Source organism: Nocardioides sp. Leaf374, from assembly GCF_916862475.1.
GTDB lineage: Bacteria > Actinomycetota > Actinomycetes > Propionibacteriales > Nocardioidaceae > Nocardioides > Nocardioides kribbensis.
The window spans coordinates 1-12,225 of sequence record NZ_CAKASO010000011.1; the positions used below are offsets into that span (position 1 = coordinate 1).

General features: G+C 75.1%; 12 protein-coding genes. 7 read left to right on the forward strand and 5 right to left on the reverse strand.

Annotated features, from left to right (window positions below; translation table 11 throughout):
- Positions 1-165 precede the first annotated feature (165 nt).
- Entirely contained in the window at positions 166-927 is a 762-nt protein-coding gene (lipB, locus tag LPA27_RS07280; RefSeq protein WP_228942021.1) for a lipoyl(octanoyl) transferase LipB, read from the reverse strand.
- A gap of 109 nt (positions 928-1,036) precedes the next feature.
- On the opposite strand from lipB, the gene LPA27_RS07285 reads away from it, so the two are divergent.
- A complete protein-coding gene (locus tag LPA27_RS07285; protein ID WP_228942022.1) occupies positions 1,037-1,702 on the forward strand; it encodes a hypothetical protein in 666 nt (221 codons plus the stop codon).
- Positions 1,703-1,766: 64 nt separating this feature from the next.
- Here the strand turns inward: LPA27_RS07285 and LPA27_RS07290 are convergent, their stop codons facing one another.
- The 3 genes from LPA27_RS07290 to lpdA all read right to left on the reverse strand — a co-directional run bounded on the left by LPA27_RS07290 (position 1,767) and on the right by lpdA (position 6,306).
- Complete coding sequence (locus LPA27_RS07290; RefSeq protein ID WP_228942023.1) at positions 1,767-2,663, reverse strand: TIGR01777 family oxidoreductase; 897 nt, start codon at positions 2,661-2,663, stop codon at positions 1,767-1,769.
- Positions 2,664-2,869: 206 nt separating this feature from the next.
- Positions 2,870-4,792: a 2-oxoglutarate dehydrogenase, E2 component, dihydrolipoamide succinyltransferase gene (sucB, locus tag LPA27_RS07295; RefSeq protein WP_228942024.1), complete on the reverse strand. Its 1,923-nt coding sequence runs from the start codon at positions 4,790-4,792 to the stop codon at positions 2,870-2,872.
- Positions 4,793-4,902: 110 nt separating this feature from the next.
- The gene (gene lpdA, locus LPA27_RS07300) at positions 4,903-6,306 is read right to left on the reverse strand and encodes a dihydrolipoyl dehydrogenase (protein WP_228942025.1); all 1,404 of its coding nucleotides are present in this window, start codon (positions 6,304-6,306) and stop codon (positions 4,903-4,905) included.
- 114 nt (positions 6,307-6,420) lie between these two features.
- On the opposite strand from lpdA, the gene LPA27_RS07305 reads away from it, so the two are divergent.
- Positions 6,421-6,798, forward strand: a complete 378-nt coding sequence (locus LPA27_RS07305) for a hypothetical protein (RefSeq protein ID WP_227489137.1) — start codon at positions 6,421-6,423, stop codon at positions 6,796-6,798.
- Between the two features lie 54 nt (positions 6,799-6,852).
- On the opposite strand, the gene LPA27_RS07310 is transcribed toward LPA27_RS07305, so the two are convergent.
- The gene (locus tag LPA27_RS07310) at positions 6,853-8,358 is read right to left on the reverse strand and encodes a leucyl aminopeptidase (RefSeq protein WP_056862695.1); all 1,506 of its coding nucleotides are present in this window, start codon (positions 8,356-8,358) and stop codon (positions 6,853-6,855) included.
- 42 nt (positions 8,359-8,400) lie between these two features.
- Here LPA27_RS07310 and gcvT point away from each other — a divergent pair, with 42 nt between their 5' ends.
- The 5 genes from gcvT to LPA27_RS07335 are packed head-to-tail and all read left to right on the forward strand — an operon-like array spanning position 8,401 to position 12,100.
- Positions 8,401-9,588, forward strand: a complete 1,188-nt coding sequence (gene gcvT / locus LPA27_RS07315) for a glycine cleavage system aminomethyltransferase GcvT (protein WP_228942026.1) — start codon at positions 8,401-8,403, stop codon at positions 9,586-9,588.
- A gap of 5 nt (positions 9,589-9,593) precedes the next feature.
- Positions 9,594-9,851 (forward strand): hypothetical protein, encoded by a 258-nt coding sequence (locus LPA27_RS07320; RefSeq protein ID WP_228942027.1) that lies wholly within the window; start codon positions 9,594-9,596, stop codon positions 9,849-9,851.
- Positions 9,848-10,768 (forward strand): PhzF family phenazine biosynthesis protein, encoded by a 921-nt coding sequence (locus tag LPA27_RS07325; protein WP_228942028.1) that lies wholly within the window; start codon positions 9,848-9,850, stop codon positions 10,766-10,768. The genes LPA27_RS07320 and LPA27_RS07325 overlap by 4 nt, the downstream gene beginning before the upstream one ends.
- Positions 10,769-10,778: 10 nt before the next feature.
- Entirely contained in the window at positions 10,779-11,591 is an 813-nt protein-coding gene (locus LPA27_RS07330) for a thymidylate synthase (protein ID WP_056862697.1), read from the forward strand.
- The gene (locus LPA27_RS07335; RefSeq protein ID WP_228942029.1) at positions 11,588-12,100 is read left to right on the forward strand and encodes a dihydrofolate reductase; all 513 of its coding nucleotides are present in this window, start codon (positions 11,588-11,590) and stop codon (positions 12,098-12,100) included. The genes LPA27_RS07330 and LPA27_RS07335 overlap by 4 nt, the downstream gene beginning before the upstream one ends.
- The last annotated feature ends 125 nt before the right edge of the window (positions 12,101-12,225 follow it).

Here is a 12,225-nt window from a genome sequence, read left to right on the forward strand (position 1 = left end):
GGTTTGTGGGGGGGGGGGGTGGGGGGGGGGGGGGGGGGGGGGGGGGGGGGGTGAGTGGCGGCCAGTGCTGGGCGTGGGGTGGGACGTCATGCGAGGGGTGGATGCGCATCCACGGTGCGTATGACGTCCGGGCCCGCCGCGGCGAGGAGCGCCGGAGCGGCGCGGTCAGCGGGAGGAGGCGGGGGCGAGGATCTCGATGCGGGGGGCGCGGCCGGGCTCGGGGCGGGGCTCGTAGTCGGGGGTGGGGGTGTAGTCGGCCCACGCCAGCAGCGCGCGCAGGTGCTCGGTGAGCACCGGCAGGACCTCCGCGACGGTGACGTCGCGGCCGGCCTCCTGGCTCAGCGACGTGACGCCGGCGTCGGCGATGCCGCAGGGCACGAAGCGGTCGTACCAGCCCAGGTCGACGTCGCAGTTGAGCGAGATCCCGTGCATGGTCACACCGCGGCTGACGCGGATGCCGATCGCGCCGACCTTGCGCTCGGGGCGCGTGCCGGAGCCGGTGGAGTCGGCGCGCAGCCACACGCCGCTGCGGCCGGGCACCCGGGCGGTGGTGACCCCGAAGGCCGCGCAGGTCGCGATCATCGCCTCCTCCATGCGGCGCACGAAGTCGACCACGAGCACGTGGTCGGGCAGGCGGACGATCGGGTACGCCACCAGCTGGCCCGGCCCGTGGTAGGTGATCTTGCCGCCGCGGTCGACGTCGAGCACGGGCGCGCCGCCCGGGTCGGCGGGGCGCTCGTGGGGGTCGGTGCGCTTGCCCGCGGTGAAGGTCGGCGGGTGCTCCAGCAGCAGCACCGTGTCGGGCGCTTCGCCCGCCACGACCTGGGCGTGCACCTCACGCTGGAGGTCCCACGCGGCGAGGTAGTCCACGGCCTGCGCGCCGAGGCCCACCGTGCGTACGTCGAGGTCTCTCCCGCTGCTCGCCATGGCTCCGATGCTACTCGCGGCCCTGCGCCCCGGCCCCGGCCCGTGCACAGGAGGGTCCCGCCTGTGGACGGCCGGCGGGCGGTGGTCGCCAGGTGGGTAGGGGGGACCCATGCCGCGCCTGCTGCTGACCGCCGTCGTCGTCACCTCCGCCGTCGTGCTGTGCGGCGTCGTCCTGCGGGGAGGAGGGCCCGGCCCGGAGCTGCGGCCCGCGGCCGCGGTGGCCGGAGGCCTCGAGGCGCTCGACGCCCCACCCCCCTCGAGCGCCGACGGTGGGCCCGTGACCGCGGGTGGTGGCCACCCGAGCGGTGGGGCCGGGGCGGTGGCCGAGCGCCCCGAGCCGCGAGCGGGGGCCGCCGAGCGGTGGTCGGCCGAGGAGCGCCGGGCGGCGCGCGTGGTGGCGCGGTGGGACCGGCAGCGGGCGGCGGCGTGGTCGCGGGCCGACCCGGAGCGGCTGGCGTCGCTCTACGTCGACGGGTCGGCCGCCGCACGCCACGACGTCGCGATGCTGAGCGCCTGGACGGCGCGGGGGCTGCGGGTGCGGGGCATGGCCACGCGGCTGGTCGCGGTGGAGGTGCTCGGCGCCGGCGTAGCCGCTGACGGGACCGGACGGCCCGCAGCCCGGCTGCGGCTGCGGGTGGTCGACCGGCTGGTCGGTGCACGGGCGGTGGGGCGCGGGGTCGACGTACGGCTGCCGCGCGACCGGGCGACCGCCCGCGAGGTCACCCTGGTCCGTGAGCGGGGTGGCTGGCTCGTCGCCGAGGTCGTGCCGGCCTGAGCGGCGCCCGCCTGGCCCGACCGTCCGCACCGACAGACCCGGCCCGAGCCGCCGCGGGCGGCGGTCAGCTCAGGCCGCTGCGGACCACGGCCTCGACGTCGGGGTCGTGGAAGGTGTAGCCGGAGTCGAGCAGCGCCTTCGGGGTGACGTTGAGCGAGCCGAGGAGCTCCGGGCCCATCGCGCCGGCGGCGGTGCGCAGCAGCGGGGCGGGCACGAAGGCGACCGCGGGCCGCCTGACCCCGGCGGCGAGGGCCTTCGTGAACTCCGCGTTGGTCGGCGTGGTCACGCAGCACAGGTTGAAGGGACCCGAGGCCGACTCGTGCTCGGCGAGGTGGACGGTGGCGTCGACCCAGTCGCGCAGCGAGATCATCGCCATGTGCTGGCTGCCGTCGCCGAGCTTGGCGCCGAGCCCGAGCTTGAAGACCAGGCGCAGCTGCTTGAGCGGGGGAGCGGCGGCGTCCATCACCGGAGCGGTGCGCAGCACGCACACCCGGGCGCCGGCGTCGACGGCCGCGTCGGCCGCCGCCTGCCACTCCCGGGTGACGTCGGTGAGCAGCGCGTGGCCGCGGCTGTCGGCCGACTCGGTGAGCAGGGCGTCACCGTGGTCGCCGTAGTAGGAGATCCCGCTGCCCGCGAGGTACGCCGGAGGGCGCTCGGCCTCCGCGATCACCTCCGCCAGCAGTCGGGTGGTCGTCACGCGGCTCTCGCGCAGCTCACGGGCCCAGGTCTTGGAGTGGGGGTTGCCGGCGGTCGGGGCGCCGGCCAGGTTGACCACCACGTCGGCCGACTGCACGAGCATGCGGTCGACGGCCCCGGCGTAGGGGTCCCAGGTCGACTCCGACGGGCCCTTCGCGGGGCGGCGGGTCAGCGCGGTGACGGTGTGGCCGCGCCCGCGCAGGGCACCCACGAGGTGGGAGCCGAGGAATCCGGACGAGCCGGCGATGACGACGTTCAGGGACATGGCCCCACCCTGTCACCCACCGGGAAACCCCGGCTCCCCCTTCGGGGCCGCACCTGCGCGGCCGGTCGGGCGTTGCCGCCGGACCAGGCGGGCCGTGGACGCGCCGACGGCGCGAGGTCGGTGACCTCGCGCCGTCGGGTGGTGCGGTGGTGTTGTCGAGACGGTCGCTGGCGCTCCCGGCCCGACCACCGTGGTGCGGTGGAGCGTCAGACCTCGAACTGGCCGGCCTCGAGGCGCGCCTTGACGTCCTGGAGGAAGCGGCCGGCGTCGGCGCCGTCGACCAGGCGGTGGTCGTAGGTCAGCGCGAGGTAGACCATGTGGCGCACGGCGATGGTCTCGCCGAGGTTGGCGTCGTCGATGACGACCGGGCGCTTGACGACGGCACCGGGGCCGAGGATGGCGACCTGGGGGCGGTTGATGATCGGGGTGTCCCACAGGGCCCCGACGCTGCCCAGGTTGGTGATCGTGAAGGTGCCGCCCGACAGCTCGTCGGGACCGATCTTGTTGGTGCGGGTGCGCTGCGCGACGTCGGCGATCTTCTTGGCCAGACCGGCGATCGACAGATCGCCGGCGTCCTTGACGACCGGGGTCAGCAGGCCCTTGTCGGTGTCGACGGCGAAGGCGACGTTCTCCCGGTCGTAGTAGGTGATCTCGCCGGCGTCGATGTCGATCGTCGCGTTGAGCTTGGGGTGCTGCTTGAGCGCGTCGATCGAGGCCTTGGCGAAGAACGGCAGGTAGGACAGCTTGACGCCCTCGCGGGAGAGGAAGTCGGCCTTCTTCGCCTCGCGCAGCCGCGCGATGTTGGTGACGTCGACCTCGACGACCTGGGTCAGCTGCGCCGCGGTGTGCAGCGAGTCGACCATGCGCTCGGAGATGATCCTGCGCAGGCGGCTGACCTTCTCCGTGGTGCCGCGCAGCGGCGACGGGGTGGTCGAGGGCGCCGAGGCACCCGACGCGGCGGGCGCCGCGGCCGGGGCGGCGGCCGCAGGAGCGGCGGCCGGGGCCGGCGCCTCCTTGGCCTTGGCGGCCTCGAGCACGTCCTGCTTGCGGATGCGACCGCCGACGCCGGTGCCGGTGACGGTGGAGAGGTCGACGTCGTGCTGGTTGGCCAGCTTGCGCACCAGCGGGGTGACGTAGCCGGCGGCGTCGTTGCTCGACGAGGAGCCGGACTCGCCGGTGGAGGGCGACTGCGCGCTGGGCGCCGGGGCCTTCTCGGCGGCCGGGGTGGTGGCCTCGGCGGGCTCGGGCGAGGCGGCGGGGGCGGCCGCGGCGGGGGAGTCGGACTTCTCCTTCTCCGGGGTCTCGTCGCCGGCGGGCAGCGAGCCCTTCTCCTCGACGATCCGCTCCTCCTGCTCGGCCTTCTTCTCGGCCTCGGCGTCGTCCTTGGGCTGGGCCTCGGGCGCGGCGGAGTCGGTGGGCTCCTCGACCGAGGCGCCCTTGTCGCCGATGACGGCCAGCTCGGCGCCGACCTCGACGGTCTCGTCCTCGTCGACCTTGATCGCCAGCAGCGTGCCGGCGACCGGGGAGGGGATCTCGGTGTCGACCTTGTCGGTGGAGACCTCGAGGAGAGGCTCGTCGACGGCGACCTCGTCACCGACCGACTTCAGCCAGCGGGTCACGGTGCCCTCGGTGACCGACTCGCCCAGCGCGGGCAGGGTCACCGAGGTGCCCGAGCCGCCGCCGGAGCCGCCGGCGGGGCCGGACTTCTCCGACTCGGGGGTCTCGTCGCCGGCGGGCAGCGAGCCCTTCTCCTCGACGATCTGCTGCTCCTGCTCGGCCTTCTTCTCGGCCTCGCCCTCGTCGGCCGGCTGGGCCTCGGGGGTCGCGGACTCGGTGGCCTCGGAGGCCTCGGGAGCGTTGGCGCCGCCGCCACCGTCACCGCCGGCCTCGCTCTCGTCGCCGACGAGGGCCAGGACGGCGCCCACCTCGACGGTGTCGTCCTCCTCGGCCTTGATCTCGAGGAGGGTGCCGGCGACCGGGGAGGGGATCTCGGTGTCGACCTTGTCGGTGGAGACCTCCAGCAGCGGCTCGTCGACCGCGACGGTGTCGCCCACGGCCTTCAGCCAGCGGGTGACGGTGCCCTCGGTGACGGACTCACCCAGGGCGGGGAGGTTGACTTCGGTGGCCAATGTGAGTTCCTTCGCTCGCGTTCTTCGTGTGGTGTGGGGCTGTGCGTCTGTGGTGGGGCGGGTGGAGCGGGGCTGGAGCAGGGGTGGCGCGCGGGGCCGCCGGGGCCAGCCTAGGAATGCGCGTGCAGCGGCTTCCCGGCGAGCGCCATGTGGGCCTCGCCGAGGGCCTCGTTCTGGGTGGGGTGAGCGTGGAGCAGCGGGGCGACGTCCTCGGCGTGTCCCTCCCAGTTGTAGATCAGCTGCGCCTCGCCGATGAGCTCCCCGACGCGGTCGCCCACCAGGTGGACACCGACGACGGGGCCGTCGACGCGGCGGACCAGCTTGACGAAGCCCTGGGTCTGCAGGATCTGGCTCTTGCCGTTGCCGCCCAGGTCGTAGGTCAGGCTCTGCACCGCGTCGGCGCCGTACGCCGCGACCGCGGCCTTCTCGTCGAGCCCGACCGAGGCGACCTCGGGGTGGGAGTAGGTCACCCGCGGGATGCCCGTCTCGTCGATCGGGGCGGGCTCCAGCCCGGCGATCTCCTCGGCGACGAAGATGCCCTGCGCGAAGCCGCGGTGGGCCAGCTGGAGGCCGGGCACGATGTCGCCCACGGCCCAGACGCCGGGCACCGAGGTGCGGCAGCGCTCGTCGGTGGTGACGAAGCCGCGCTCCATGGCGACGCCCTGCTCGTCGTAGCCCAGGCCCTCGGTGACGGGGCCGCGGCCCACGGCCACCAGGAGCAGCTCGGCCTCGACGACCTCCTGCTCGCCCTGGGCGGTGTCGACGGTGACCGCGACACCCTTCTCGGTGCGGGAGACCGACGCGAAGCGGGTGGAGGTGCGCACGGTGATGCCGCGCTTGCGGAAGGCGCGCTCGAGCACCTTGGAGCAGGCCTCGTCCTCGGCCGCGACCAGGCGCGGGAGGGCCTCGACCACGGTGACCTCGGCGCCGAAGCTGCGCCAGACCGATGCGAACTCCGAGCCGATCACGCCGCCGCCGAGCACCACCACGGAGGCGGGCACGCGCTCGAGGCGCAGGGCGTGCTCGGAGGTGAGCACCCGCTCGCCGTCGACGTCGAGCCCGGGCAGGCTGCGCGGGGTGGAGCCGGAGGCGAGGACGACGTGGCGGGCGGTGTGGGCCGTGCCGTCGACCGTGACCTCGTGGGGCCCGGTGAGGCGGCCCTGGCCCTCGATGACGGTGACGCCGCGCGAGCCGACGAGGCCGGTGAGCCCCTTGAAGAGCCGCGCGACGACGCCGTCCTTGTAGGAGTTGACGCCGGCCATGTCGATGCCCTCGAAGGAGGCGAGCACGCCGAAGCGCTCCGACTCGCGGGCGGCGTCGGCGACCTCGGCCGCGTGCAGGAGGGCCTTGGTGGGGATGCAGCCGACGTGGAGGCAGGTGCCGCCCAGTCGGTCCTTCTCGACCAGGGCGACGCGCAGGCCGAGCTGCGCGGCGCGCAGGGCACAGGCGTAGCCCCCCGAGCCCGCACCGAGGATGAGAACGTCGAAGTCGGTGTCGTGAGCGGGGCCGGCCACCGTGGTCCTTCCGTGTGCCGTGAGCAGGGGTGCGCCTCGTGAGCGCGGACCCATCTTTGCACTTCTTCAGGGTGTGTCCACACCGGCCTTCGGCGGGGCGGGCAGACTAGGGGCATGGCGTTCCTCGACCGATTCCGACGAAGCAGCGCGACGAAGATGCGCAAGCCGGCCCGTGACGGCTTCCGCACGGGCTCGACGCGCGTGCGCGCCTCGGACTCCGTCGACCAGGAGCACCTGCAGTCCTGGGTCGGCGAGCGCCACGGCGTGGAGGGCTTCGTCGAGCCCCGCACGGCGGTCTCCGACGTCACCCTGCTGCTCGTGGCGCACGACGGGGAGTGGACGCGGCGGCGGGTGCCGTCGGTGGAGTGGGCGCACGCGTTCTGCAACCGCCACCAGGTGCCGTCCTACGACGCGGCCGTGGTCGGCGTGCCGCAGCGCATGCGCGACTACAACTCCCGGATGAAGGCCCAGCGCAAGCAGCAGGGCCTCTAGCCCGCCGCGGCGGGGCGGGCCCCGTCGGGCCCGCCCTTCGCCGTCGCGCCGGGACTACTCCGCGACGGCGAAGGCCCGGGCGTAGTCGACGAGCGTCGCGACGGCGAAGCCGGTGCCGCCGGCGGTCACGTGCCCCGAGGCGCCGGAGCCGAAGGACGGCCCGGCGATGTCGAGGTGGGCCCACGGGAGCCCGGCGGTGAACTCGCGCAGGAAGGCCGCGGCGAAGAGGCCGCCGCCCCAGCGCACCCAGTCGTGCTGGGCCAGGTCGGCGACCTTGCTCGAGCGGATCCGCTCGCCCATCTGCTCGGGGATCGGCATCGGCCAGTGCGCCTCGCCGGCGACCTCGGAGGCGGCGAGCACGTCGTCGACGACCGAGCGGGTGCCCATCACGCCGGCCACCTTGTCGCCGAGGGCGACGACCATGTGACCGGTCAGCGTGGCGACGTCGAGCACGACGTCGGGCTCGGTCTCGGTGGCCCGCACGAGGGCGTCGGCCAGCACGAGGCGGCCCTCGGCGTCGGTGTTGGAGATCTCCACCGTGGTGCCGCCGTAGATGCGCAGCACGTCGCCGGGGCGGGTGGCGCTGCCGGAGACCATGTTCTCGGCCATGGGCACGAAGGTGCTGACCTTGACCGGCAGACCGAGCCGGGCGATCGCCAGCGTGGCCTGCACGACCGCGGCGGCGCCGGCCATGTCGGACTTCATCTCGCTCATCGAGGCGGCCGGCTTGATGGTCAGACCGCCGGAGTCGAAGGTGATGCCCTTGCCGACCAGCGCGAGGTGGCGGGTGGCGCCCTTGGGGGCGTAGGTGAGCTCGACCAGGCGCGGCGGGGCGCTCGACCCGGCGCCGACGCCGAGGATGCCGCCGCAGCCGAGGTCGGCCAGCGCGGCCTCGTCGTGCACGGTGGCGGTGACCTTGTGGCCGCGTGCGACCTGCTTGGCGTTGTCCTTGACCGCGGCCACGACGGCGTCGGCGAAGGCCGGCGGGGTCAGGTCGCCGGGCGGGGTGTTGACCCAGTCGCGGGTGGTGGCGACGGCCGCGGCGACGACCTGGGCCTCCTCGAAGGCGGTGGTGGCCTCGGCGCGGCGCGCGACCGGCGACAGCACGGCGACCTCGGCGACCGTGGTGGTCGTCGCGGTGTCGCGCTGGTAGGCGGTGAAGCGGTAGCCGCCCAGCGCCCACCCCTCGGTGACCGAGCGGACCAGCGCGGCGGAGTCGGCGGGCAGCGCGAGCGCGACGCTCGCGGCGTTGGTGACGGCACGGGCCGCGGCGCCGGCGCCGCGGCGCACGGTCTCCGGCGTGGCCTCGGCGCCGAGCCCGACGAGCACGAGGGTGGGGGAGGCGATGACGCCCCCGGTGGGCACGCGGGTCGTCTCGCCGACCTTGCCCGTCAGCGCCAGCATCGCCAGCAGCGGGCGCAGCTTGCGGCCGTAGGCCTCACCCACCGCCTCCGCGCCCGGGGCCAGCACGACCCCGTCGCCGCTGCTCACGACCCCCACCACCACGGCGTCGGCCTTGGTCTTGGCGGGGTTGGCGTTGCGCAAGGAGTACGTCGTCACCGGGGCAGGTTAACCGTCGGCGCCTCACGCTAGGTTGAGGCCATGGCCGAGGACCGTGCACCCGACCCCTCCCGCGACCCCTCCCGCGACCCAGACGGTGGCGTCACGCCGCCCGACGCGCAGGGGCTGGTCCGCTCGCCGCTGCACGAGCGCCACGTCGCGCTGGGCGCCAAGCTGGCGGAGTTCGGCGGCTGGTCGATGCCGTTGGAGTACCCCTCGGGCGTGGTCAAGGAGCACACGGCCGTGCGCGAGGCGGTCGGCCTCTTCGACGTCAGCCACCTCGGCAAGGCCAGCGTGACCGGTCCCGGCGCGGCCGACTTCGTCGACGCGACGCTCTCCAACGACCTGCGCCGCATCGGCCCGGGCCAGGCGCAGTACACGCTGTGCTGCGACGAGGAGACCGGCGGCATCGTCGACGACCTCATCGCCTACCTCCACGACGAGGAGCACGTGCTGCTCGTGCCCAACGCCGCCAACACCGCCGAGGTCGTGCGCCGGCTCACCGCGGCCGCGCCGGCGGGGGTGAGCGTGACCGACGAGCACCGCGACCACGTCGTGCTCGCGGTGCAGGGCCCGCGCAGCGACGACCTGCTCGCGGCCGTCGGGCTGCCGGTGGGCCACGACTACATGAGCTTCGCCGTCGCGCCGTACGCCGCGCAGGGCCTGACCCACGACGTGGTCGTGTGCCGCACCGGCTACACCGGAGAGCGCGGCTACGAGCTGGTCGCCCCCGTCGCCGCGGCGCTGGGCCTGTGGGACGCGCTGGTCGCCGCGGGGGAGCCGCTGGGCCTGCTCGCCTGCGGCCTGGGCGCGCGCGACACCCTGCGCACCGAGATGGGCTACCCGCTGCACGGGCAGGACATCTCCCTCGACGTCACCCCCAACCAGGCCCGGCTCGGCTGGGCCGTGGGGTGGGGCAAGGACGCCTTCTGGGGCAAGGAGGTGCTCACCGCCGAGCGTGCCGCCGGGCCCCGCCGCCGCCTCCAGGGGCTGGTGGCCACCGGCCGCGGCATCCCGCGCCCCCACATGACGGTCTCGCTGACCCCCGACGTGCTGCTGGGGGAGATCACCTCCGGCACCTTCTCCCCGACCCTGCGCAAGGGCATCGGCCTCGCGCTGCTGCCCAGCTTCGTGGCCGACGACGCCGAGGTCGGCGTCGACGTGCGCGGGCGGCGCGAGGTCTTCCAGGTCGTCCGCCCGCCCTTCGTCGCCCCCTCCGTCAGGACGTGATCCGCGTGAACCTGCCCGACCAGCCCCCGACCTTCCGCCAGCCCACCCCCGCCGAGCTGCCCTGGTGGTGGCGCCTCGAGGACGCCTCCGGCCAGGAGGTGAGCGTGGGCGCCGACCTCTCCGGCGAGCGCTTCGCCAACCAGGCCGACGCCGAGTCGTGGGTGGGGGAGTGCTTCGGCGACCTCGCCGCCGAGGGCGTCGACGCCGTCGTGCTCTTCGAGGGCGAGCGCCGCGTCTACGGCCCCATGTCGCTGCACCCGTGAGCGGGGCGCCGGTGCCCGGCGCGGTGGTCGGGCGTCGCTTCAGCCAGGTCGACGTGTTCAGCGCCGAGCCGCTGCGCGGCAACCCCGTGGCGGTGGTGCACGACGCCGAGGGCCTCGACGAGGCCGACATGGCCGCCTTCGCCCGGTGGACCAACCTGTCGGAGACGACCTTCCTGCTGCCGCCGACGACACCCGGCGCCGACTACCGCCTGCGCATCTTCACCCCCGGTCGCGAGCTCCCCTTCGCCGGGCACCCCACCCTGGGCTCGGCCCACGCCTGGCTCGAGGCCGGTGGCGAGCCGGCCGCCGACGGGGTCGTGGTGCAGGAGTGCGGCGCCGGGCTGGTGCGGCTGCGCCGCGGCGAGCGGCTCGCCTTCGCCGCGCCGCCGCTGGTGCGCTCCGGCCCGGTCGACGAGGCCGACCTCGCCCACGTGCGCCGCGTGCTCGGCGCCGGGCCCGGAGGCGGGCCCCGAGGTGGCTCGGGAGTCGAGGTGCTCGACGCGGCCTGGGTCGACAACGGCCCCGGCTGGCTCGGCGTGCTGCTCGCCGACGCCGCCGTGGTCCTGTCGCTGGAGCCCGACCTCGCGGCCTTCGGCGACCTCAAGCTCGGCGTCGTCGGCGTCCACCCCGCCGGCACCAGCGACGCCGACGTCGAGGTGCGGGCCTTCGTGCCCAGCCTCGGGGTCGGCGAGGACCCGGTCACCGGCAGCCTCAACGCCGGCCTGGCCCAGTGGCTCGCGGGCGACCGGCTGCCCTCGGCGTACGTCGCCTCGCAGGGCACGGTGCTCGGGCGGCGCGGGCGTGTGCACGTCAGCACCCAGGCCGGCCCCGACGGCGAGCCGGTCGTGTGGGTCGGCGGCGACACCGCCACGACGGTGGCCGGGCAGGTCCGGCTGCCCGCCGGGCCGCGCCGGTAGGGTCGCGCTCGTGCAGGCCTACCTCGACCTCGTCCGGCGGATCCTCGACGAGGGCGTGGCCAAGGGCGACCGCACCGGCACCGGCACGCGCTCGGTCTTCGGCCACCAGATGCGCTTCGACCTCTCCGCCGGCTTCCCGCTGGTGACGACCAAGCGCATCCACACCCGCTCGGTCTTCGCCGAGCTGCTGTGGTTCCTGCGCGGCGACACCAACGTCACCTGGCTCCAGGAGCGCGGGGTGAGCATCTGGGACGAGTGGGCCGACGAGCACGGCGACCTCGGCCCGGTCTACGGCGCGCAGTGGCGCTCCTGGCCCACCCCCGACGGCCGCCACGTCGACCAGCTCGCCGAGGTCGTCGAGCAGATCCGTCGCGACCCCGACTCGCGCCGTCACCTCGTCTCGGCGTGGAACGTCGCCGACATCCCGTCGATGGCGCTGGCGCCCTGCCACGCGCTCTTCCAGTTCTATGTCGCCCCCGCGGTCGACGGCGGGCCCGCGCGGCTGTCCTGCCAGCTCTACCAGCGCTCCGCCGACGTCTTCCTCGGCGTGCCCTTCAACATCGCCTCCTACGCGCTGCTGACCCACATGGTCGCCCAGGTCACGGGCCTGGCCGTCGGCGACTTCGTGCACACCCTCGGCGACGCCCACCTCTACTCCAACCACCTCGACCAGGCGCGTCTCCAGCTGACCCGCGAGCCGCGACCGCTGCCGACGCTGTGGCTCGACCCCAGCGTCACCGACCTCGGCTCCTTCGAGCTCGAGCACGTCGCCGTCGAGGGCTACGACCCCCACCCGGGCATCAAGGCGCCCATCGCCGTATGACCCCCGGCGGGCGGCGGGTGCTGCTCGTCGCCGCGGTGGCGCGCAACGGCGTCATCGGCGCCGACGGGGCGATCCCGTGGCACCTGCCCGCCGACTTCGCGCACTTCAAGGCGCTCACCCTCGGCCACACGCTGCTCATGGGGCGCGCGACCTACGACTCCATCGGTCGTCCGCTGCCCGGGCGCACCACCGTCGTGCTCACCCGCGACCCCGCCTGGTCGGCCCCGGGGGTGCTCGTCGCCCACGACCTCGACGCCGCGCTCGCCCTGGCCGACGACCAGCCCGAGGGCGCGGAGGTGAGGGTCGCCGGCGGCGCCGCGGTCTACGCCGCCGTGCTGGCCGCCGTCGGCGCCGACGGCGCGGGCCTGGCCGACGAGCAGGTCATCAGCGAGGTGCACCTCGAGCCCGCGGGCGACACCACCTATCCCGCGATCGACCTCGCGCTCTGGCACGGGGCCTCCCGCGAGCCGCACGACGGCTTCGACGTCGTGCGCTGGGTACGCCGCTGACGCTCGGCCCGGCCGCCGCGGGGCGGGTCACGGGGCCGGCGGGGGCGTCGTACGCGCGGGGACGTCATGCGGAGGGTGGGTGCGCATCCACGTCTCGTATGACGTCCGGGGTGGGGCGGGTGGCT